The sequence below is a fragment of the Buttiauxella sp. JUb87 genome, assembly GCF_004361975.1.
Lineage (GTDB): Bacteria > Pseudomonadota > Gammaproteobacteria > Enterobacterales > Enterobacteriaceae > Buttiauxella > Buttiauxella ferragutiae.
Map to the genome: position 1 here is coordinate 15,212 of NZ_SNVY01000017.1, position 22,462 is coordinate 37,673.

Below are 22,462 nucleotides of genomic sequence, written 5' to 3' on the forward strand. Positions count from 1 at the left end.
TTTCCACCTCTTATGGAACTTGCGCCGCGCCGGAAAATTGCTTTAGCATGCCGACACTCGCACTTTTATTCGTTAACAACCCTATCGGGGGAACCATGAAACCGGTGTACATCCTTATTCGCGATACGCTGAAAAGCGATATTCAGAACCAAAAGTACCCGGTTGGCTCCCTGATTCCTTCTGAACGCGAACTGGCGGAAACCTACCAGGTCACGCGTGCTACGGTGCAAAAAGCCATTGCCCATATGGAACAAGAAGGCCTGGTTAAAAAAGTGGTCGGCAAAGGTACCTACGTAAATCGCGCTTTTGCGCCACCGGTTTATTTGCTCAACCCAGACGGCGAAAGCAGCGCGCTAGGCGTCACGAAAGAACTCAGTGGCAAAGTCACCATCACCAGCCGGCTGATTTACCATGTCCAGCAACCTGCCGGTGATTACCTTGCAAACCAGTTTGGCGTGCCTGAAAACGAGCCTGTACATGCTATCCGCCGCGTTCGCCTGTTTGATGGCACGCCGGTGCTAGTTGAGGACAGCTACATTCCGTTAGCGATTGTCGATGCCATTGACGACGACGTTCTGCAAAACCACTCGCTTTACGCCTTCATCGAAGAGAAGTGCCAGCAAAAAATCGGCGGCACAGACTCAATGGTAGGAGCCAGCTTGTTTGACGATGTAATGGCGGCCCTGCTAGACATCCCCGTTAACTCCCCCATGTTGCACATCAAAGAGAGCACCTGGCTTGAGGACGGCACGGTGTTTAACTACTCGTGGAGTTACAACCGTGGCGACCTCTTCAGAATGCGCAGCCGTAAAAATCTCATTCCTTAAAGAATTGCGGCAGATATTCGCGGTGCGCTTCGAGTAATTCATCAAGCACCACTTTTGCTACTTTTCCCGAAGGAACCAACGGGTTCAGGGTTAACGCTTGCAAAGCTGCACCGTAGTCACCGGTGACAGCGGCTTCGACCGCCATTTCTTCCCAGGCTTTCATCAGAGAAACTAAACCTGAAACAGTGGCAGGCAACGGATCGTTGTTCAGCGGAATCGCACCGTAGCGCCCAATAACGCAGGTCGTTTCAATGGCGACGTTATCCGGCAGTGAACGAATTGCCCCGTTGTTGCGCACGTTAACTGTCATCAGGAGATTTTTATCGTTGTAAATTGCACTGATTAGCTCGCAGGCTGCTTCGGAGTAATAAGCCCCACCGCGCTGCTCAAGCAGTTTTGGTTTTTCATGCAGCTGTGGATTTCTGTACAGCTCAAATAACTCATGCTCAACCGCTTGCACCACTTCGCCACGCGTTCCATGTTCTTCGAATTCCTGAAGCTGCTTTTCCAGCACATCACTGGTGGCGTAGTAATACTGGTGATATGGGCATGGGATCACGCCAAGATGCTGGATTTGCTCCTGAAGCCAAGGAATGTCCGGGATATTTTTCGGTTTGTGTTCAGTGTCATATTTAAGGTTTTTCAGCACCTCTGGCATGACATCTTTGCCATCCATGTAGACATGGGTGCCATACAGGAAATGGTTTAAGCCAACGAGTTGCAGCAAGAAGCGAGATTTATCTACACCGAGAATTTCTGCCACCATGCGTTGCATTGACTGGGATAAATTACATAGCCCAACGCATTTAATTTTGCTGTGCTTGATAACCGCTTCAGTGACGATGCCACTCGGATTGGTGAAGTTAATCAGCCACGCGTCCGGACAAAGCTCTTCCATGTCGCGGCAGATATCCAGAATGACCGGAATGGTGCGCAAAGCTTTGGCCAGCCCGCCCGCACCGTTTGTCTCCTGCCCAATTAACCCATGTGACAATGGAATGCGTTCGTCTTTAATACGCGCATCAAGTTGCCCCACACGTAGTTGGGTGGTGACAAAATCAGCATCTTTCAGCGCTTCACGCCTGTCGAGGGTGAGATGTACCTGGCAGTCGATGCCAGCAGCCTCAACCATGCGTTTTGCCAGGTTACCAACAATCTCGAGCTTTTCGCGTCCGGCTTCTACGTCCACGAGCCAGATTTCTTTAATCGGCATTTCTGCATAGCGTTGGATAAAACCTTCGATAATCTCCGGCGTATATGAACTGCCGCCACCGATGGTCACTATCTTTAATTTATTATTCATTACGTAATCCTTCTTTATATTCCAGGGCTATTTCATCCTGATTAACGATATTTTCTTCCAGCTCGTTTTCTTCTCGCAGATACTGCTTATCCAGCGTCATAACGAACGGATAATAAATTGTCATCGCGACCGCGAGGTTAATGGCCTGGAACAACATACCTTTCCAGCCGCAGATTAAAAAACCGCTGATGAAAATAGGTGTAGTCCAGGGAATTTCCAGACCCGATGTCAATGGCAACCAGCCAAAAGCCATAGCGCTATAGGTTATGACGCAAAGCACAACCGGAACGATAATAAAGGGGATAAACAACAGTGGATTTAGAGCAATGGGAACGCCAAATATAATGGGCTCATTAATATTAAAAATGGCGGCTGGAGAGGCAAGTTTGGCGATTTCACGCATGCGTTTGCTCTTCGCACGGAACAACATAACCAACAGCATCGCCAGGGTAAATCCAGTCCCGCCACAAATCAAAAACACATCACGAAACTGTTGAGTAATGATGTTGACCGGTGGTAATCCTTGTTTCATTGCCTGCATGTTTTCAAGCGTTAATGAACGCCAGATTGGCCCCATGATGGCAGTCACAATAGAGTCACCATGCAGCCCGAAAAACCAGAAGAAGCTGACAAAGAACTCTGCAACCATCTGCGATGGTAGCGTGTTACCAAGATGCATCATCGGTGCTTGCAGCACTTTGAAAATCATCTCCTGGGCCGTACCAAACGGCGTGATTTCAAAGACCAGACGAAGCAGCCAGAAGATAACAACAATCAAAAATGACGGAATGAGCGAGCTGAAGCTATTGGCAACCGCTGGCGGAACGCTGTCCGGCATTGAAATCATCAGCCGTGGATGGTTGAACAACCTGTAGAGCCGAACCGCCACCAGCGTGACAATTAAAGACAGGAAAAGCCCCTGCGCACCAAGCGCAAAGGTCGGAATGACATCCGTGATTGCGCCGCCATTTTCTTGTGGCATTCTGAACGGCGTAACAATTAAAAAAGCCACCAGTGAAATTAACACACAGGATATTTCATTTAACTGCCAGCGCTTTGCGAGGCTGATACTGGTACTGACTACCACCAGCAATGCCATCACAGAATAAGTGGCATCAAGAATATAATTCAGTTGCCCAATAAAATGCTCTCCGAAAATTCGAATAATAAATTCGCTATAACCGGGAATAGGTAAATTCGCTATCAGCAAAAAGAAAGAACCAATAATTAAAAATGGCATAATCCGAATGAAGCCATCTTTAATGGCCGAGAGATAATCATTCCCTTCAATCTTCATTGCCAGAGGCAATATTTTCCTTTCCATAAAAGCAGTGAAATTTTGCATGTTGTGGCTCACTGTGCTGGTTTTGATGTAAGTGGTATATACCACTAAATTGAAGACTATGTAGTTCAGGGTTTTCTGTCAATGGAGCACAATGAGGTTTACCAGGATTAAGCTGGTTTTGTGAGCAGCGCCACAATCGCAAGCTACCAGGGAAACGCGATATGTAACCGGTTTCAGCTCATACGAGTTTCTTTTGTGATACCTCACACACAATCATCGCAAAGCGGTTGTTGTATCGAGGCGTCACGGATAATTATCTGTATATCCAACGGACACTGAGAGCAGATCTATGAAGAATATCGTTTTGTGTTGTGCAGCGGGTATGTCGACTAGCATTTTGGTCCAACGCATGAAGGACGCCGCTCAGAAGAAAGGTATTGAAGTCTCTATCAAGGCAGTGCCGGTTGCCGAATTCAAAGACAATATCGACACCGCCGATATTGTGCTGTTAGGCCCACAAGTTAAATATGAACACGCCAAGCTACAGGCGATTGCAGAACCCATGGGTAAAACCGTGGCTGTCATCGATATGATGGATTACGGCATGATGAAAGGCGATGTCGTGCTGGATAAAGCCATGAAAATGATGGAGTCATAAGACGTGGAAGATTTAGAAACGATTATCATGGAATTGTTGGTCAATGCCGGTAGCGCACGTAGCCAGGCACTGACAGCTCTGCAAATGGCACGCAAAGGTGATTTTGCAGCAGCTCAACAAGCGATGGAAGAATCCCGTGAGTTTGTGAAACATGCTCACAAAATCCAGACCCAGCTTATCGGCTTAGACGAAGGTACTGGCAAACTGCCAGTTAACTTGATTACTGTTCATTCGCAGGATCACCTGATGAATGCGATGGTGATTCAGGATTTAGCCGAAGACATGATTGAACTGTATCGTCGCCTGCCTTTAGCTAACTGATTTTTGATTTATTTCAGGCATAAAAAAACCGCTCTTTCGAGCGGTTTTTGTTTTTGGCGTCTCTAACGATTAATCGTTATCGCTTCCGCCCAGATTACCTGCATTCAACAATTCTGCCAGGCTGGCAGTTGCATCTGCTGCAGTCACCTGAGGTACAACTGGCGCTTCGCCCGCTGCACGACGGCGCATACGATCCTGGTGGTACGCATAACCGGTACCAGCTGGGATCAGACGACCCACGATAACGTTCTCTTTCAGGCCGCGCAGTTCGTCACGTTTACCCGCAACAGCTGCTTCGGTAAGCACACGAGTTGTCTCCTGGAACGATGCCGCGGAGATGAAGGACTCGGTTGCCAGAGAGGCTTTGGTGATACCCAGCAGATCACGCGCAAAGGTCACGTTGATCTTGCCGTTCGCTTCCAGTTCGCGGTTAGCGATCTTGACGCGAGAGTATTCAGCCTGCTCACCTTCCAGGAAGTCAGAACCACCAGCGCTAACGATAGTTGCTTTACGCAACATCTGACGCACGATGACTTCGATGTGTTTATCGTTAATCTTAACGCCTTGCAGACGGTAAACGTCCTGCACTTCGTTGGTGATGTAACGAGTCACAGCATACACGCCACGCAGACGCAGGATGTCATGCGGAGATTCTGGACCATCGGAAACAACGTCACCACGTTCAACACGTTCACCTTCGAACACGTTCAGCTGGCGCCATTTCGGAATCATCTCTTCGTAAGCATCGCTGCCGTCGAGTGGAGAGATAACCAGACGGCGTTTGCCTTTGGTTTCTTTACCGAACGAGATGATACCGCTGATTTCAGCAAGGATCGCAGGCTCTTTCGGACGACGTGCTTCGAACAGATCCGCAACGCGTGGCAGACCACCGGTGATGTCCTTGGTACCACTGGATTCCTGAGGAATACGCGCCAGGGCGTCACCAGAGTGAATCTGAGTACCATCTTCCAACTGAACAATTGCTTTACCTGGCAGGAAGTACTGCGCAGACATATCGGTACCTGGAATCAGTACGTCATTGCCCTGGGCATCAACAATTTTCAGCGCTGGACGCAGATCTTTACCACCGGTGGTACGTTCTGCAGAATCCAGAACAACCAAAGATGAAAGACCTGTCAGTTCGTCGGTCTGACGAGTAATGGACTGGCCGTCGATCATGTCAGTAAAGCGGATGAAACCACTTACTTCGGAAACGACTGGCATGGTGTGCGGATCCCAGTTTGCTACGGTCTCGCCCGCTGCAATCTGCTCGCCATCACCTTTACCCATTACCGCACCATAAGGAACTTTATAGCTCTCTTTAGTACGACCGAATTCGTCAATCAGTTTCAGCTCGGTGTTACGAGAAGTGATGACCAGTTTCCCGGCAGAGTTCACAACCGACTTAGCGTTGCTGAGTTTGAGGCTACCTTTGTTCTTAACCTGAATGCTTGATTCAGCAGCAGAACGAGATGCCGCACCACCGATGTGGAACGTACGCATCGTCAGCTGAGTACCAGGTTCACCGATGGACTGTGCCGCGATAACCCCGATTGCTTCACCTTTGTTGATGATGTGGCCACGCGCAAGGTCACGACCATAGCAGTGTGCACATACGCCGAAGTCGGTTTCACAACCCACAACAGAACGTACTTTCACGCTATCAACAGAGTTAGCTTCTAACAGGTCACACATTTGCTCATGAAGCAGAGTGTTACGTGTAATCAGGATATCAGCAGTACCTGGTTTCAGGACGTCTTCAGCCGTTACACGACCCAATACGCGATCGCGCAGTGGTTCTTTAACGTCGCCGCCTTCGATAACCGGAGTCATCGTGATACCTTCCAGGGTGCCACAATCGTCTTCGGTAACAACCAGATCCTGTGCAACGTCAACCAGACGACGCGTCAGATAACCGGAGTTCGCAGTTTTCAGTGCGGTATCCGCCAGACCTTTACGAGCACCGTGCGTGGAGATGAAGTACTGGAGTACGTTCAGACCTTCACGGAAGTTCGCGGTGATTGGCGTTTCGATGATGGAGCCATCTGGCTTAGCCATCAGACCACGCATACCTGCCAACTGACGAATCTGTGCCGCAGAACCACGAGCACCGGAGTCAGCCATCATGTAAATGCTGTTGAAGGAAACTTGCTGCTCTTCGACGCCGTCACGGTTAATCACGGATTCGGTTTGCAGGTTGTCCATCATCGCTTTGGATACACGATCGTTCGCCGCAGCCCAAATATCGATTACTTTGTTATAGCGCTCACCCGCTGTTACCAGACCGGACTGGAACTGTTCCTGAATTTCAGCAACTTCAGCTTCCGCTTCAGAGATGATTTCAGTTTTCTTCGCTGGGATGACCATGTCATCGATACCAACAGAAACACCTGAACGTGCCGCATAGGCAAAGCCGGTGTACATGGTTTGGTCAGCAAAGATTACGGTCGGCTTCAGACCCAAAATGCGGTAACAAGTGTTCAGCATTTTGGAGATTGCTTTCTTACCCAACGCCTGGTTGATGATGGAGTAAGGCAGACCTTTCGGTACGATCATCCACAGAATCGCACGACCAACGGTGGTGTCGATAATGCTGGTTTTCGCAACGAACTCTTCGTTTTCGTCTTTTTCGTACTCGGTGATACGCACTTTTACACGCGCATGCAGAGAGGCCAGACCTGCGCGATAGATACGCTCAGCTTCTTTAGGGCCAGTCAGCACCATGCCTTCGCCTTTGGCGTTAACACAGTCACGGGTCATGTAGTACAGACCCAATACAACGTCCTGAGAAGGAACGATGATTGGCTCGCCGTTCGCTGGTGACAGGATGTTGTTGGTAGACATCATCAGCGCACGCGCTTCCAACTGAGCTTCAAGCGTCAGTGGAACGTGTACTGCCATTTGGTCACCATCGAAGTCGGCGTTATATGCCGCACAAACCAGCGGGTGCAGCTGGATAGCTTTACCTTCGATTAGTACTGGCTCAAATGCCTGGATACCCAAACGGTGCAGAGTTGGTGCACGGTTCAGCAGTACCGGGTGTTCGCGGATAACTTCGTCCAGGATATCCCAAACGACAGCTTCTTCGCGCTCAACCATTTTCTTCGCAGCTTTAATGGTGGTAGCAAGACCACGCAATTCCAGCTTGCCGTAGATGAACGGTTTGAACAGCTCCAGTGCCATTTTCTTAGGCAGACCGCACTGATGCAGACGCAGGTATGGACCTACGGTGATTACAGAACGACCGGAGTAGTCAACACGTTTACCCAACAAGTTCTGACGGAAACGACCCTGCTTACCTTTGATCATATCAGCCAAAGATTTCAGAGGACGCTTGTTAGAACCGGTGATCGCACGACCGCGACGGCCGTTATCCAGCAGGGCATCTACCGCTTCTTGCAACATACGTTTTTCGTTACGTACGATGATGTCAGGAGCAGCCAGATCCAGCAGGCGTTTCAAACGGTTGTTACGGTTGATAACGCGACGATACAGATCGTTCAGATCTGACGTTGCGAAACGACCGCCATCCAGCGGAACTAATGGACGCAGATCTGGCGGCAGAACCGGCAGAACTGTCAGGATCATCCACTCTGGTTTGTTACCAGACTGAACGAACGCTTCCAGCAGTTTGATACGCTTGGTCAGCTTTTTACGTTTGGTTTCGGAGTTGGTTTCGTTCAGCTCTTCGCGCAGAGTTTCACACTCTTGCTCCAGATCCATGTTTTTCAACAAGGCCTGAATAGCTTCCGCACCCATCTTCGCATCGAATTCGTCACCGAACTCTTCCAGCGCATCCAGATACTGCTCTTCAGTCAGGATCTGACGACGCTCGAGGTTGGTCATACCGCCTTCGATAACCACATAAGATTCGAAGTAAAGTACACGTTCGATATCACGCAGTGGCATATCCAGCAGCAAGCCGATACGAGACGGCAGTGACTTCAGGAACCAAATGTGTGCAGTTGGGGAAGCCAGCTCGATGTGACCCATGCGCTCACGGCGCACCTTAGTTTGGGTTACTTCAACGCCGCACTTCTCACAAATTACACCACGGTGTTTCAGGCGCTTGTACTTACCGCACAGGCACTCATAGTCTTTTACTGGCCCAAAAATACGAGCACAGAACAGACCGTCACGTTCTGGTTTGAACGTACGATAGTTAATGGTTTCCGGCTTTTTAACTTCGCCGAACGACCAAGAACGGATCATGTCTGGCGATGCCAGAGCGATTTTGATCGCATCAAACTCTTCGGTCTTAGTTTGCGCTTTCAGAAACTTAAGTAAGTCTTTCACGGATTAGCTCCCGTCGGAGTGAGACTTCTCAGAGACGTCCGGTGTGACCCGGACATCCTGTAACCAGTACAGCAGATGCGAGTAATTACTCGTCTTCCAGCTCGATGTTGATACCCAGCGAACGGATTTCTTTCAACAATACGTTGAAGGATTCCGGCATGCCTGGTTCCATCTGATGGTTACCATCCACGATGTTTTTATACATCTTGGTACGGCCATTAACGTCATCAGATTTAACAGTCAGCATTTCCTGCAGGGTATAAGCAGCACCGTAAGCTTCCAGCGCCCACACTTCCATCTCACCGAAGCGTTGACCACCGAACTGAGCCTTACCACCCAGCGGCTGCTGAGTAACCAGGCTGTAAGAACCGGTAGAACGCGCGTGCATTTTGTCATCAACCAAGTGGTTCAGTTTCAGCATGTACATGTAACCTACGGTTACTGGACGCTCAAACTGCTCACCACTGCGGCCGTCGAACAGTGTGATCTGGCCAGAAGTCGGCAGGTCACCCAGTTTCAGCAGCTCTTTGATTTCCGACTCTTTTGCACCGTCGAAGACAGGAGTAGCAATCGGCATACCTTTTTTCAGGTTCTCAGCCAGACGCAGAACTTCATCATCAGTGAAGGTGTTCAGGTCAACTTTCTGACGAATATCAGAACCCAAATCATAGGCTTTCTGGATGAATTCACGCAGCTTGGAAACTTCTTCCTGCTTCTTCAGCATAGCGTTGATTTTCTCGCCGATGCCTTTAGCAGCCATACCCAAGTGGGTTTCCAGAATCTGACCGATGTTCATACGAGATGGTACGCCCAACGGGTTCAGTACGATGTCTACCGGCGTGCCGTTTTCATCGTAAGGCATATCTTCGATCGGGTTGATCTTGGAGATAACACCTTTGTTCCCGTGACGACCTGCCATCTTGTCACCAGGCTGGATCTGACGTTTAACGGCCAGATACACTTTAACGATTTTCAGCACGCCAGGTGCCAGGTCATCGCCCTGAGTGATTTTGCGGCGCTTAGCTTCAAGTTTCTTCTCAAACTCGTGCTTCAGCTCGTCGTACTGCTCTGCCAGCTGTTCCAGCTGGTTTTGCTTCTCTTCGTCAGTCAGACCCAGTTCCAACCAGCGATCGCGTGGCAATTTGTCGAGCTTCTCAGCTTCAACACCGCCAGCAACCAGCACAGCATGGATACGAGCAAACAGACCAGCTTCAAAGATCTGCAGTTCTTCAGTCAGGTCTTTCTTCGCCTGCTTCAGTTGCATCTCTTCGATTTCCAGCGCGCGCTTGTCTTTTTCCACGCCATCGCGGGTAAAGACCTGCACATCGATAACGGTACCGGAAACGCCGTTTGGTACGCGCAGAGAAGAGTCTTTAACGTCAGACGCTTTCTCACCGAAGATTGCACGCAGCAGCTTCTCTTCTGGAGTCAGCTGGGTTTCGCCTTTAGGCGTTACCTTACCAACCAGAATGTCGCCACCGGTCACTTCAGCACCGATATAAACGATACCGGATTCATCCAGTTTAGAGAGAGCTGCTTCACCCACGTTCGGGATGTCAGCGGTGATCTCTTCTGGCCCCAGCTTGGTGTCACGAGACACACATGCCAGTTCCTGGATGTGAATAGTGGTGAAACGATCTTCCTGAACAACACGCTCGGATACGAGGATGGAGTCTTCGAAGTTGTAACCGTTCCACGGCATGAACGCTACGCGCATGTTCTGGCCAAGAGCCAGTTCACCGAGGTCAGTAGACGGACCGTCTGCCAACACATCGCCACGTTCAACAGGTTCGCCCAAAGAAACACATGGCATCTGGTTGATGCAGGTGTTCTGGTTCGAACGGGTGTATTTGGTCAGGTTGTAGATGTCGATACCAGCTTCACCAGCCAGCATTTCGTCTTCGTTAACTTTGATAACGATACGAGACGCATCAACGTACTGAACAGTACCGCCACGTTTAGCAACCGCAGTAACACCGGAGTCAACGGCAACAGCACGTTCCATACCAGTACCAACCAGCGGCTTATCAGCACGCAGAGTTGGAACGGCCTGACGTTGCATGTTCGCACCCATCAATGCACGGTTGGCGTCATCGTGTTCCAGGAACGGGATCAGGGACGCACCGACGGAAACTACCTGTTGGGTAGAAACGTCCATGTAGTCAACCTGGTCGTTGCTGAACAAGCTGGATTCGCCTTTACTACGGCAAGTTACCAGGTCGTCTACGAAACGGCCTTCTTCGTCCAGATTGGTGTTCGCCTGAGCAATAACGTAGTTACCTTCTTCAATTGCAGAAAGGTAATGGATTTCGTCAGTGACAACACCTTCAACAACGCGACGATACGGAGTTTCTAAGAAACCGTATTCGTTAGTCTGTGCATAAACAGACAGGGAGTTGATCAGACCGATGTTCGGACCTTCAGGGGTTTCGATTGGACATACACGACCGTAGTGGGTTGGGTGTACGTCACGTACTTCGAAGCCTGCACGCTCACGGGTCAAACCACCCGGGCCGAGTGCGGAGATACGACGTTTGTGCGTAATCTCAGACAACGGGTTGTTCTGGTCCATAAACTGAGACAGCTGGCTGGAACCGAAGAACTCTTTAACCGCAGCAGAGATAGGCTTGGCGTTGATCATATCCTGAGGCATCAGGGTATCGAGATCGCCCAGAGACAGACGCTCTTTCACCGCACGCTCAACACGTACCAGGCCAACGCGGAATTGGTTTTCCGCCATTTCGCCTACGGAACGGATACGACGGTTACCGAGGTGGTCGATATCATCCACTTCGCCTTGACCGTTACGAATGCCGATCAGCTTACGCATTACCTGGATGATGTCGTCTTTGCTCAGGATACCTGAACCTTCGATCTCATCACGCAGCAGGGAACGGTTGAACTTCATACGACCAACCGCTGACAAGTCATAACGGTCTTCGGAGAAGAACAGGTTCTCGAACAGGTTTTCAGCCGCTTCGCGAGTTGGTGGCTCGCCAGGACGCATCATGCGATAGATTTCAACCAGTGCGCTAAGGCGATCGTTGGTTGGGTCGACACGGATGGTCTCAGAAATGTATGCGCCGTGATCCAGGTCGTTGGTAAACAGCGTTTCGATACGCTTATGACCACACTGGCTCAGTTTTGCCAACAGATCCAAAGACAGTTCCATGTTCGCCGGGCAAATCAGTTCGCCAGTCGATGCATCAACGTAGTCTTTAGCCGCGACTTTACCAGCAATGTATTCAACCGGAACTTCGATAAGCTTAATATCGTCTTTTTCCAGCTGGCGAATATGGCGCGCTGTAATACGGCGGCTTTTTTCGACATAGATTTTGCCGTTAGCTTCGATGTCAAAGGATGCAGTCTCACCACGAAGGCGTTCTGGCACCAATTCCATCTGCAGCTTGTTGTCACGGATTTCGAAATAAACTTTCTCAAAGAACAGATCAAGAATCTGCTCAGTGGTGAACTGCAATGCACGCAGAATGATAGTCGCAGGCAGTTTGCGGCGACGGTCGATACGCACGAACAGGTTGTCTTTCGGGTCGAATTCGAAATCCAGCCAGGAACCACGGTAAGGGATGATACGTGCGTTATACAGCACCTTCCCGGAAGAGTGGGTTTTACCTTTGTCACTATCGAAGAACACGCCTGGGCTACGGTGTAACTGAGAAACGATAACACGCTCAGTACCGTTGATAACGAAGGTGCCGTTATCAGTCATGAGTGGAATTTCACCCATGTAGACTTCTTGTTCTTTAATATCTTTAACGGTGCCTTCCGGCGCTTCACGCTCGTAGATCACCAGACGCAGTTTTACGCGAAGGGGAGCGGAATACGTCACGCCGCGGATCTGACATTCTTTAACGTCAAATACCGGCTCACCCAGACGATAGCTCACATATTGCAGCTCAGAGTTACCGCTGTAGCTTGCAATAGGGAACACGGAACGGAAAGCCGCTTCCAGACCGTACTGGCCTTCAGGATCTTGCTCGATGAACTTCTGGAACGAGTCAAGCTGGATAGAAAGGAGATAAGGAATGTCCAAAACTTGTGGACGCTTTCCAAAATCCTTACGAATACGTTTTTTCTCGGTATAGGAGTAAACCATTAGGGTTCCTCAGCTCGCTGACAAGTCGACCCATCTGCCCGACAAGGGGACAGTTTGTGCAACACTATTTTGTGGACCGGAAAGTGGAACACTTTCCGCAATACCTGTTTCTATCACTCTTAAACCATTTCGCTACGCTTTACCCCGGAACTCCCGGCGTAGAAAGTCGTAGTATATTAAGGCGTAGATAGAGACAAACATTGAATGGAAACCAGCAGTCAAACAGTGTGAAACGCTACTGGTACCCTACAGCGCAAAAAGGCTGGTGACTAAAAAGTCACCAGCCATCAGCCTAATTTCTCAGGCTGCAACCGGAAAGGTTGGCTTATTTAACTTCAACTTCAGCGCCAGCTTCTTCCAGAGATTTTTTCAGTGCTTCTGCGTCATCTTTGCTCACGCCTTCTTTCAGCGCAGCTGGAGCGGATTCAACCAGGTCTTTAGCTTCTTTCAAGCCCAGACCAGTTGCGCTACGTACTGCTTTGATGACGGCAACTTTGTTAGCGCCAGCAGCTTTCAGAATAACGTCGAACTCAGTTTTCTCTTCTACAGCTTCAGCAGCAGCAGCAGGGCCTGCAACAGCAGCAGCAGCGGAAACACCGAATTTTTCTTCCATTGCAGAAATCAGTTCAACAATGTCCATTACAGACATAGCGGATACTGCTTCAATGATTTGATCTTTAGTGATAGACATAACAATTGTTCCTGAAAATCAGAATAAGTTTATACGTAAGCAAATGCGTGAGAAAGAAAAGTGCTATTAAGCAGCTTCTTTCTGATCGCGTACAGCAGCCAGAGTGCGAACCAGTTTGCCTGCAGAGGCTTCTTTCATGGTTGCCATCAGGCGTGCGATTGCTTCTTCGTAAGTTGGCAGAGTTGCCAGGCGATCGATCTGGGCCGCCGGGATCAGCTCACCTTCAAAGGCTGCAGCTTTAACCTCGAATTTTGCATTCGCTTTAGCGAATTCTTTGAACAGACGAGCAGCAGCGCCCGGGTGTTCCATAGAATATGCAATCAAGGTTGGACCAACAAACGTGTCTTTCAGGCACTCAAACTGAGTACCTTCAACAACGCGGCGCAGCAGGGTGTTACGAACAACACGCATGTAAACGCCAGCTTCACGACCTGCTTTACGCAGTTCAGTCATTTTACCTACGGTCACGCCACGGGAATCCGCAACAACCGCAGACAGCGCACCTTTGGCTACTTCGCTGACTTCAGCAACAATCGCTTGTTTGTCTTGAAGATTTAAAGCCATTAGCTTTGCTCCTGGATATTAGCCGGGGTTTCCCCCGGAACTCACTTCATTCATTACCAAAACGATAATGAACGTCGACATACGGTGAGCAGAAACAAGCCAAAGACTATCAAAAATATTCTTCAGGTTCTGTCACCGTCTACGCAGGGGATTAAGTCTCTTGCGAAACTCCTGCGGTCTTGGACGGAGGCCTGGATAAGGCCAGGCTCCAACCGAAAATTCTGTGTGCCCTGCATTGCAAGGCAACGGGCGTAAGATTTTAGACTAATCGAACGCCCGCGTAAAGCAGTGAATCTTAGTTCACTACTGCGCTCAGACCAGACTGGTCGATCGCAACACCTGCACCCATAGTGGTAGACAGGCTAACTTTCTTAATGAAAACGCCTTTAGCTTGAGATGGTTTAGCTTTTTTCAGCGCAACCAGCAGAGCTTCCAGGTTTTCTTTCAGTTTGTCAGTGTCAAAATCCACTTTACCGATGGTGGTGTGAATGATGCCGTTTTTGTCGTTACGGTAACGAACCTGACCAGCTTTAGCGTTCTTAACCGCTTCAGCAACGTTAGGAGTTACAGTACCAACTTTCGGGTTAGGCATCAGGCCACGTGGACCCAGAACCTGGCCCAGTTGGCCAACAACGCGCATTGCATCTGGAGATGCGATAACAACGTCAAAGTTCATTTCGCCTTTTTTGATCTGGTCAGCCAGATCTTCCATACCTACCAGCTCAGCGCCAGCAGCTTTAGCTGCTTCAGCGTTAGGGCCTTGGGCAAATACGGCTACGCGAACTGAACGGCCAGTACCGTGCGGCAGTACAGTTGCACCACGTACGTTCTGGTCAGATTTACGAGCGTCGATGCCGAGGTTTACAGCAACGTCAACGCTTTCTACGAATTTCGCAGTGGCCAGCTCTTTGAGCAGAGCAACGGCTTCGTTGATGTCATACTGTTTAGTTGCATCAACTTTGTCACGGATCACGCGCATGCGCTTGGTCAGTTTAGCCATTTCTTAATCCTCCACTACCAGGCCCATGGAACGAGCAGTACCTTCGATGGAGCGAGTCATCGCTTCAACGTCAGAACCAGTCATGTCCGCAGCTTTGGTTTCTGCGATTTCACGCACCTGAGCACGGGTCACTTTACCCACTTTGTCTTTGTTCGGCTTGCCAGAACCAGACTTGATACCTGCAGCTTTCTTCAACAGAACAGCAGCTGGTGGAGTTTTAGTAACGAAAGTGAAAGAACGGTCAGCGTAAACGGTAATAACAACCGGAATTGGCAGACCTTTCTCCATGGAATCAGTTTTGGCGTTGAACGCTTTACAGAATTCCATGATGTTCACACCTTGCTGACCCAGAGCTGGACCAACTGGTGGACTTGGGTTCGCCATACCAGCTGCAACTTGCAGCTTGACGTAGGCTTGTACTTTCTTAGCCATCTTAATTTCCTCTAGTGGGTTATAGCGCCTTACACAATGAAGGCTCCCCGTGAATAAATCGTTTCATACGTACAAGACGCATAAAAACAAAAGGCGCGAAATTGTAGTCCAATCTCGCGCCTTGTGCAACGAATAATCGCTGCTTTTACAACCTAATTATTAGGCTTTCTCTACCTGAGCAAAATCCAGCTCAACCGGCGTAGCACGACCAAAGATAGATACAGAAACCTTCAAGCGGCTCTTTTCGTAATCTACTTCTTCAACCACACCGTTAAAGTCGGCAAATGGACCATCACTGACGCGTACCATTTCGCCTGGCTCAAACAGCGTTTTAGGACGCGGCTTGTCACCAACCTGCTGCAGGCGGTTCATAATCGCATCAACTTCTTTATCGCTGATTGGTGCAGGACGGTCAGATGTACCGCCGATGAAACCCATCACTCGAGGCACGCTGCGCACCAGGTGCCAGCTAGCATCGTTCATTACCATCTGGACCAGAACATAGCCCGGGAAGAATTTACGTTCGCTTTTGCGACGTTGGCCACCACGAATTTCGACCACTTCTTCGGTCGGAACCATGACTTCACCAAACAACTCTTCCATGTTGTGCAATTTGATATGCTCACGCAGCGATGTTGCTACGCGGCCTTCAAAACCGGAAAACGCCTGAACGACGTACCAGCGCATTTTAGGGGCTTCAGACATCTCAGAACCTCAGGCCAGTAATAAAAGAAACCAGGCGGACAAGAATACCGTCCAGCCCCCACAAAATCAGTGACATTACAGCTGTAACAGCCGCCACGATTAAGGTGGTGTGTAAAGTCTCCTGCCGAGTTGGCCAAATCACTTTACGAACTTCGGTTCTCGCTTCGCGGGCGAAAGCAACTGTCGCTTTGCCTTTCGTCGTTAACAGCGCGACACCACCCGCTGCAGCAATCAGCACAACCACTGCCAGGGCACGCAGAGGCAGAGACACATCACGATAAATGTAGTTGCCCACGATCGCCACAATAAGCAGAGCAGCAACTGCCAGCCATTTCATCGCTTCCAGGCCGCGCCCGCTTCCTTGAGCTTCGGTATTCGCACTCATAAACCAACCCGTCACAGTAATTCAGACAAACATTTTTGCCCCGCATATGCGAGGCAAAACCAAACCGAACGGCTATTACTCAGGTGCTATTCGGTATAACGCCATCTTCAGAGCCTGTCTCAGCAATGATTATGAGTAAAAAATCACTGATGAGCCAGGTTCTGGGTAGAGAGCGTACAAAAAGGGCATCAAATGATGCCCTTTTCTTGCGCGTTGCGTCAAATGTTATCAGCGATTAAGCGATAACTTTAGCAACAACGCCCGCACCTACAGTACGGCCGCCTTCACGGATTGCGAAACGCAGACCGTCATCCATCGCGATTGGGTGGATCAGGGTAACAACCATTTTGATGTTGTCGCCCGGCATTACCATCTCAACGCCTTCTGGCAGTTCGATGGTGCCAGTCACGTCAGTTGTACGGAAGTAGAACTGTGGACGGTAGCCTTTGAAGAACGGAGTATGACGGCCGCCTTCATCTTTGGACAGAATATAAACTTCAGATTCGAACTGGGTGTGCGGCTTGATTGAGCCTGGCTTAGCCAGTACCTGACCACGTTCGATATCTTCACGTTTAATACCACGCAGCAGAACACCAACGTTCTCACCAGCACGGCCTTCGTCCAGCAGTTTGCGGAACATTTCAACGCCAGTACAGGTTGATTTCACGGTATCTTTGATACCAACGATTTCAACTTCTTCACCAACTTTAACGATACCGCGCTCTACACGACCGGTAACAACGGTACCACGGCCGGAGATGGAGAATACGTCTTCGATTGGCAGCAGGAACGGCTTGTCGATAGCACGTTCTGGTTCTGGGATATAAGTATCCAGGAAGCCAGCCAGTTCGATGATTTTAGCTTCGTAATCCGCGTCGCCTTCCAGTGCTTTCAGCGCTGAACCACGTACGATTGGAGTATCGTCGCCAGGGAAGTCGTACATAGACAGAAGTTCACGAACTTCCATTTCTACCAGTTCCAGCAGCTCTTCATCATCAACCATGTCGCATTTGTTCAGGAACACGATGATGTAAGGAACGCCAACCTGACGACCCAGCAGGATGTGCTCACGAGTCTGTGGCATTGGGCCATCAGTCGCAGCAACAACCAGGATAGCGCCGTCCATCTGAGCAGCACCGGTGATCATGTTTTTAACGTAGTCGGCGTGCCCTGGGCAGTCAACGTGCGCATAGTGGCGAGTCGGGGTGTCATATTCAACGTGGGAAGTGTTGATGGTGATACCACGAGCTTTTTCTTCTGGTGCGTTATCGATCTGGTCGAAAGCACGAGCAGAACCACCGTAGGTTTTAGCCAGAACGGTAGTGATTGCTGCAGTCAGAGTGGTTTTACCATGGTCAACGTGGCCGATAGTACCGACGTTGACGTGCGGTTTTGTACGTTCAAATTTTTCTTTAGACATCGATTGTCCCTCTAAGACACGGATAAATCGGTGATATCACCACATCAACCAGGCGAAAGCCTGAATTTGTTGAATTCATTAACAGAAGAGAAACAGGAAGGATAAAGGAGGTGGTGCTGATAGGCAGATTCGAACTGCCGACCTCACCCTTACCAAGGGTGCGCTCTACCAACTGAGCTATATCAGCACATCTGGAGCGGGCAGTGGGAATCGAACCCACATCATCAGCTTGGAAGGCTGAGGTAATAGCCATTATACGATGCCCGCATCTCTGGAACTCGGCTACCTGCTTGAATTCTGTTTTAACTAAGGAGAGGCTCCTTAGTATTCGAGTCGACTAGTTGGATCTCGTCGCCTCGGGCTACGCATAGCGTTGCCTGAAAATGGTGGTGGGGGAAGGATTCGAACCTTCGAAGTCGATGACGGCAGATTTACAGTCTGCTCCCTTTGGCCGCTCGGGAACCCCACCAAGCACTTGATGGTGCCGACTACCGGAATCGAACTGGTGACCTACTGATTACAAGTCAGTTGCTCTACCTACTGAGCTAAGTCGGCATCAAGTAGCGCGCATTCTAGGAACACCGGCTCCATGATGCAACAAAAAAATTAAAGAAAATGCACTACCGCTTATATTTTGCGCGATAGCTCGTAAAACTGGTGGATTAATCATCATTACAGAGTGATTTTTGTACGCGGGATACGGAGGTGATGTATTCAAACTGCCTTTTTTCACGCTTTAATGCATCTTCGTCATGCATTCCTTTCTTTTCGATGTGCTCTTTTATGTAAATTTCGTGTCCGGTGTCTGGAAACAATGGATATACCCACTACGCGGCGTTTGGAACACTACTTGTTTGAGTGAGGCATGAGTTTGATATGCCCACCAAAGAGAAGGAATGAAGATACCGCTGTTTGGGGTGTTGCCTGACTATACCGGTTCGTCATACGGCTTTTATCTTCCCGCCGTCATCTATTACAAATAGCTTATACGCCGTTAATCAATTTGCGCAGCGCATAGCAAGTTGAAGTCACACCACAACGTGATGCTTTCCTCTGAAAGCATCATCACTTTGTTTTTTTCTTATTATTCTCACTCATCTGGTGTTACCCTCCTGCCCATTGTGAAAAGTAATATACGTTGCACGCCTTTGATTTCCTGAGATGAGTATCCTTTTCTCAGTCCGCGTACTACGTTCATTTTTGTCCTGAATTACAGGCAGAAGCATGCTTATGAGTAATAAAGAGCAAATGTTGACGACTCCTTATATGCAGTTCAACCGCAACCAATGGGCAGCCTTGCGCGACTCAGTACCGATGACCTTGACTGAAGGTGAGATCGCTCAGTTGAAGGGTATCAATGAGGACCTCTCTTTAGAGGAAGTTGCAGAAATTTACCTGCCTCTTTCACGGCTATTGAATTTTTATATCAGTTCAAACCTACGCCGACAGGCAGTGTTAGAGCAATTTCTCGGCACTAATGGGCAACGTATTCCCTACGTCATTAGTATCGCCGGAAGCGTTGCGGTCGGGAAAAGTACAACCGCTCGCGTGCTGCAAGCTCTGCTGAGTCGCTGGCCTGAGCATCGTCGTGTGGAATTGATTACCACTGATGGTTTTCTGCATCCGAATAAAGTGTTGAAAGAACGCAATCTGATGAAGAAAAAAGGATTCCCACAATCCTACGATATGCACCGTTTGGTGAAGTTCGTTTCTGATATTAAATCAGGGGCACCGAATGTGACTGCACCAGTCTATTCTCACCTTATTTATGATGTTATTCCTGATGGTGATAAAACAGTTGCTCAGCCTGATATTTTAATCCTTGAAGGATTAAATGTTTTGCAAAGCGGCATGGATTACCCACACGATCCACATCATGTATTTGTATCAGACTTTGTCGATTTTTCGATTTATGTCGATGCGCCAGAAGATCTGCTACAAGATTGGTATATCACGCGATTCCTGAAGTTCCGTGAAGGTGCATTTACCGACCCTGACTCTTATTTCCACAGCTATGCGAAGCTCTCAGAGGATGAAGCTGTTAATGTCGCATTACAGCTATGGAAAGAGATTAACTGGCGGAACCTAAAAGAAAATATACTACCAACTCGTGAGCGTGCCAGCCTGATCATGACGAAAAGCTCAAATCACGAAGTTGAGTGCGTACGGCTAAGGAAATAAAAAAGCGGGGGGATAAAATCCCCCGTGCGAATTAGTTAACGCCACGCAGTGATATTTCTCCACCCACCCAAGGTTTAACGACTCCGTCCTGCTCTAATAACAATCCACCTTGCTCGTTAATCCCTCTTGAAATGCCGTGTATTTCTCTATCCCCAATTATTAACTTCACCTGGCGATGAATAAAGTTATCCAGTGGCTCCCAACGCGGCAGGAAAGGTACTAAACCTTCATCTTCAAATAACTGTAATGCTTTTCGCAATTCTTTTATGATTCTAATAGCTAACGCATTACGATCTATATTAATTCCGGCTTCCTGAAGATTAATCCAGCTTTGATTAATCACATCCGTCGCTACATTACGCATTGCAAGATTAATACCTGCCCCAATAACAATCTGCGCGGCATCTCCAGTTTTACCAGTCAATTCAACCAGAATACCAGCAAGTTTACGATCGTTGAGATATAGGTCATTTGGCCACTTAACTCTGACATCTTCAGCACCTAGTTCACGTAGTACCTCGGCCATAACAATCCCAATGACAAGACTTAAGCCAACAGCTGCCGCAGGACCTTGCTCGAGTCGCCAGTACATGGACAGGTAAAGATTAGCACCGAAGGGTGAAAACCACTGACGTCCTCGACGACCTCGACCTGCCTGCTGATATTCAGCAATACAGGCATCCCCCGAGTGAAGTGTTTCAAGTCGGTCGAGTAAAAACTGATTGGTGGAGTCAATGACAGGGAGAACCGTAACTGAGCCTGTATCAATCTGCAATTTTATAAGTTCTTCATCAAGCAACTGAATGGGATCGGGTAGGCTATACCCTTTTCCAGGCACGGTAAAAACATCAACACCCCAATCTCTTAAAGTTTGGATGTGTTTATTTATGGCCGCCCGACTCATACCAAGCTGCTCACCTAACTGCTCACCAGAGTGAAACTCGCCATCTGCAAGAATACTAATTAGTGTCAGAGGAATTTTATTATCTTTCATGCAATGGTCTCCACAGCGCTAACTTCGCCACACGTACCTATGAAGCGAACTTCGGGTTCCAACCATACTTTAAATTTATCCCCGACACACTGGCGAACGTGATGAGCCAGACCCACAACATCCAGGCTGGAAGCGCCGTTTTCATTTATTAATACCAGAGCTTGCTGTTGATGCACTGTTGCACCACCAACCTTGTAACCCTTCAACTGGCACTGATCGATTAACCAGCCTGCCGCCAGTTTTATTGACCCATCGGGCTGAGGGTAATGTGGAATGGCGGCGAAAGTAGCAATAAGCACAGATGCCTGTTCGGCAGTAATGACTGGATTCTTGAAAAAGCTTCCCGCATTTCCGTTAACACGCGGATCCGGAAGTTTTGTCATACGCATATGGCAAACTGCATTAAACACTTCCTGCGGCGTGACATTTGCAGCGTCAAGCCGGGTTAAATCACCATAACTTAATACTGGCTGCCATAATTTTGGCAAACGTAATCCCACAGCAATAATTGCATAGTGATTCTGATATTCATGCTTAAAAATACTGTCGCGATAGCCAAACTGGCACTGTGAATTATCCAGGCGATGCATCTCACCGCTGAGCAAATCGACACAATCAACGTAATGACAGACGCTTTTGAGCTCTACACCATAGGCACCGATATTTTGAATAGGTGAAGATCCGGCACATCCAGGAATTAAAGCCAGGTTTTCAAGCCCTGGCATTCCTTGCTGTAAGGTATATTCAACCAGATGATGCCAGTTTTCCCCTGCGCCAACATGTAAATACCAGGCATCTTGCTCTTCTGTAACTTGAATGCCTGAAATTCGGTTAACAATTACGGTACCGGAGTAATCCTCAAGAAAGAGAACGTTACTTCCCTCACCCAAGATCAAAACGGGCATATTTGCTGCCACTGTCTCACTCCAGGCGTCTTTTAATTGCTGTACTGTTTCAGCAATGACAATACGTGAAGCGTTAGCCTGAATACCAAATGTATTGAAAGGTTTAAGAGAAGTGCTCATGTTGGGTATCTTTCCTGAGTTTAAACCCAGTTAGTTTACCTTATATGCCAGGGGTTCGCTTGCGTGACAGGGGTTATACCGTGAGGTTGATAAATTACTCATATCATCCTGGTACTCCCCTCCGGGACCACCGCCAGCGGTGTTCAACATTGTTCACGACTATTTTATTGCAGACAGCAAAAAGCCCTGTACGTCAGTACAGGGCTTTTTGCTTAATTGGAGCCTGGCAGTTCCCTACTCTCGCATGGGGAGACCCCACAC

General features: G+C 48.8%; 17 protein-coding genes and 4 tRNA genes. 4 read left to right on the top strand and 17 right to left on the bottom strand.

Going from position 1 to position 22,462, the window contains the following annotated elements; all coding sequences use genetic code 11:
• Nucleotides 1-47: 47 nt before the first annotated feature.
• Nucleotides 48-827 (top strand): GntR family transcriptional regulator, encoded by a 780-nt coding sequence (locus EC843_RS24145; protein WP_133523180.1) that lies wholly within the window; start codon nucleotides 48-50, stop codon nucleotides 825-827.
• Here EC843_RS24145 and EC843_RS24150 read toward each other — a convergent pair.
• Both EC843_RS24150 and EC843_RS24155 read right to left on the bottom strand, forming a co-directional pair.
• Nucleotides 817-2,130, bottom strand: coding sequence for a 6-phospho-beta-glucosidase (locus EC843_RS24150; protein WP_064541377.1), 1,314 nt, complete (start codon nucleotides 2,128-2,130; stop codon nucleotides 817-819). The two genes, EC843_RS24145 and EC843_RS24150, sit on opposite strands and share 11 nt — an antisense overlap.
• A complete protein-coding gene (locus EC843_RS24155) occupies nucleotides 2,123-3,475 on the bottom strand; it encodes a PTS sugar transporter subunit IIC (protein WP_133523181.1) in 1,353 nt (450 codons plus the stop codon). The genes EC843_RS24150 and EC843_RS24155 overlap by 8 nt, the downstream gene beginning before the upstream one ends.
• 289 nt (nucleotides 3,476-3,764) lie before the next feature.
• Between EC843_RS24155 and EC843_RS24160 the strand changes: the two genes are divergently transcribed.
• Both EC843_RS24160 and EC843_RS24165 read left to right on the top strand, forming a co-directional pair.
• Entirely contained in the window at nucleotides 3,765-4,073 is a 309-nt protein-coding gene (locus EC843_RS24160; RefSeq protein WP_064541379.1) for a PTS sugar transporter subunit IIB, read from the top strand.
• 3 nt (nucleotides 4,074-4,076) lie between these two features.
• Nucleotides 4,077-4,394: a PTS lactose/cellobiose transporter subunit IIA gene (locus tag EC843_RS24165; protein WP_064541387.1), complete on the top strand. Its 318-nt coding sequence runs from the start codon at nucleotides 4,077-4,079 to the stop codon at nucleotides 4,392-4,394.
• A gap of 69 nt (nucleotides 4,395-4,463) precedes the next feature.
• Here EC843_RS24165 and rpoC read toward each other — a convergent pair whose 3' ends face one another.
• From rpoC to EC843_RS24230, 13 genes are all read right to left on the bottom strand, one after another.
• Nucleotides 4,464-8,690 carry a DNA-directed RNA polymerase subunit beta' gene (rpoC, locus tag EC843_RS24170; RefSeq protein WP_064541391.1) on the bottom strand — a complete coding sequence of 1,409 codons (4,227 nt, stop codon included), beginning with the start codon at nucleotides 8,688-8,690 and terminating at the stop codon, nucleotides 4,464-4,466.
• Between the two features lie 85 nt (nucleotides 8,691-8,775).
• Complete coding sequence (gene rpoB, locus EC843_RS24175) at nucleotides 8,776-12,804, bottom strand: DNA-directed RNA polymerase subunit beta (protein ID WP_064541394.1); 4,029 nt, start codon at nucleotides 12,802-12,804, stop codon at nucleotides 8,776-8,778.
• Nucleotides 12,805-13,129: 325 nt separating this feature from the next.
• The gene (gene rplL, locus EC843_RS24180; RefSeq protein WP_034461801.1) at nucleotides 13,130-13,495 is read right to left on the bottom strand and encodes a 50S ribosomal protein L7/L12; all 366 of its coding nucleotides are present in this window, start codon (nucleotides 13,493-13,495) and stop codon (nucleotides 13,130-13,132) included.
• 66 nt (nucleotides 13,496-13,561) lie between these two features.
• A complete protein-coding gene (gene rplJ, locus EC843_RS24185) occupies nucleotides 13,562-14,059 on the bottom strand; it encodes a 50S ribosomal protein L10 (RefSeq protein ID WP_034461803.1) in 498 nt (165 codons plus the stop codon).
• Between the two features lie 295 nt (nucleotides 14,060-14,354).
• The gene (gene rplA / locus EC843_RS24190; protein WP_064541398.1) at nucleotides 14,355-15,059 is read right to left on the bottom strand and encodes a 50S ribosomal protein L1; all 705 of its coding nucleotides are present in this window, start codon (nucleotides 15,057-15,059) and stop codon (nucleotides 14,355-14,357) included.
• A gap of 3 nt (nucleotides 15,060-15,062) precedes the next feature.
• Nucleotides 15,063-15,491 (bottom strand): 50S ribosomal protein L11, encoded by a 429-nt coding sequence (rplK, locus tag EC843_RS24195; RefSeq protein WP_064541401.1) that lies wholly within the window; start codon nucleotides 15,489-15,491, stop codon nucleotides 15,063-15,065.
• A gap of 159 nt (nucleotides 15,492-15,650) precedes the next feature.
• Nucleotides 15,651-16,196, bottom strand: coding sequence for a transcription termination/antitermination protein NusG (nusG, locus tag EC843_RS24200; RefSeq protein ID WP_034461806.1), 546 nt, complete (start codon nucleotides 16,194-16,196; stop codon nucleotides 15,651-15,653).
• A 1-nt stretch (nucleotide 16,197) separates the two neighbouring features.
• Nucleotides 16,198-16,581, bottom strand: coding sequence for a preprotein translocase subunit SecE (secE, locus tag EC843_RS24205; RefSeq protein WP_034461807.1), 384 nt, complete (start codon nucleotides 16,579-16,581; stop codon nucleotides 16,198-16,200).
• Nucleotides 16,582-16,816: 235 nt separating this feature from the next.
• A complete protein-coding gene (gene tuf, locus EC843_RS24210) occupies nucleotides 16,817-18,001 on the bottom strand; it encodes an elongation factor Tu (RefSeq protein ID WP_121814555.1) in 1,185 nt (394 codons plus the stop codon).
• 111 nt (nucleotides 18,002-18,112) lie between these two features.
• Nucleotides 18,113-18,188 (bottom strand) — tRNA-Thr (locus EC843_RS24215).
• A gap of 5 nt (nucleotides 18,189-18,193) precedes the next feature.
• A tRNA-Gly gene (locus EC843_RS24220) sits at nucleotides 18,194-18,268 on the bottom strand.
• A 117-nt stretch (nucleotides 18,269-18,385) separates the two neighbouring features.
• A tRNA-Tyr gene (locus EC843_RS24225) sits at nucleotides 18,386-18,470 on the bottom strand.
• 10 nt (nucleotides 18,471-18,480) lie between these two features.
• A tRNA-Thr gene (locus tag EC843_RS24230) sits at nucleotides 18,481-18,556 on the bottom strand.
• 675 nt (nucleotides 18,557-19,231) lie between these two features.
• On the opposite strand from EC843_RS24230, the gene coaA reads away from it, so the two are divergent.
• Nucleotides 19,232-20,182, top strand: a complete 951-nt coding sequence (gene coaA / locus EC843_RS24235) for a type I pantothenate kinase (protein WP_064541419.1) — start codon at nucleotides 19,232-19,234, stop codon at nucleotides 20,180-20,182.
• Between the two features lie 31 nt (nucleotides 20,183-20,213).
• Here coaA and birA read toward each other — a convergent pair whose 3' ends face one another.
• Both birA and murB read right to left on the bottom strand, forming a co-directional pair.
• Nucleotides 20,214-21,176, bottom strand: a complete 963-nt coding sequence (birA, locus tag EC843_RS24240; protein ID WP_121814556.1) for a bifunctional biotin--[acetyl-CoA-carboxylase] ligase/biotin operon repressor BirA — start codon at nucleotides 21,174-21,176, stop codon at nucleotides 20,214-20,216.
• Nucleotides 21,173-22,201, bottom strand: a complete 1,029-nt coding sequence (gene murB / locus EC843_RS24245) for a UDP-N-acetylmuramate dehydrogenase (RefSeq protein ID WP_064541417.1) — start codon at nucleotides 22,199-22,201, stop codon at nucleotides 21,173-21,175. The genes birA and murB overlap by 4 nt, the downstream gene beginning before the upstream one ends.
• Nucleotides 22,202-22,462: the final 261 nt, after the last annotated feature.

Bases quoted from the DNA above. Each gene is read 5' to 3' on its own strand.
- rplK (WP_064541401.1), bottom strand. From the start codon at position 15,491: ATGGCTAAGAAAGTACAAGCCTACGTCAAGCTGCAAGTTGCAGCTGGT.
- birA (WP_121814556.1), bottom strand. From the start codon at position 21,176: ATGAAAGATAATAAAATTCCTCTGACACTAATTAGTATTCTTGCAGAT.
- secE (WP_034461807.1), bottom strand. From the start codon at position 16,581: ATGAGTGCGAATACCGAAGCTCAAGGAAGCGGGCGCGGCCTGGAAGCG.
- rplA (WP_064541398.1), bottom strand. From the start codon at position 15,059: ATGGCTAAACTGACCAAGCGCATGCGCGTGATCCGTGACAAAGTTGAT.
- EC843_RS24155 (WP_133523181.1), bottom strand. From the start codon at position 3,475: ATGCAAAATTTCACTGCTTTTATGGAAAGGAAAATATTGCCTCTGGCA.
- rplL (WP_034461801.1), bottom strand. From the start codon at position 13,495: ATGTCTATCACTAAAGATCAAATCATTGAAGCAGTATCCGCTATGTCT.
- nusG (WP_034461806.1), bottom strand. From the start codon at position 16,196: ATGTCTGAAGCCCCTAAAATGCGCTGGTACGTCGTTCAGGCGTTTTCC.
- EC843_RS24160 (WP_064541379.1), top strand. From the start codon at position 3,765: ATGAAGAATATCGTTTTGTGTTGTGCAGCGGGTATGTCGACTAGCATT.
- rplJ (WP_034461803.1), bottom strand. From the start codon at position 14,059: ATGGCTTTAAATCTTCAAGACAAACAAGCGATTGTTGCTGAAGTCAGC.
- coaA (WP_064541419.1), top strand. From the start codon at position 19,232: ATGAGTAATAAAGAGCAAATGTTGACGACTCCTTATATGCAGTTCAAC.
- murB (WP_064541417.1), bottom strand. From the start codon at position 22,201: ATGAGCACTTCTCTTAAACCTTTCAATACATTTGGTATTCAGGCTAAC.
- tuf (WP_121814555.1), bottom strand. From the start codon at position 18,001: ATGTCTAAAGAAAAATTTGAACGTACAAAACCGCACGTCAACGTCGGT.
- EC843_RS24150 (WP_064541377.1), bottom strand. From the start codon at position 2,130: ATGAATAATAAATTAAAGATAGTGACCATCGGTGGCGGCAGTTCATAT.
- rpoB (WP_064541394.1), bottom strand. From the start codon at position 12,804: ATGGTTTACTCCTATACCGAGAAAAAACGTATTCGTAAGGATTTTGGA.
- EC843_RS24145 (WP_133523180.1), top strand. From the start codon at position 48: ATGCCGACACTCGCACTTTTATTCGTTAACAACCCTATCGGGGGAACC.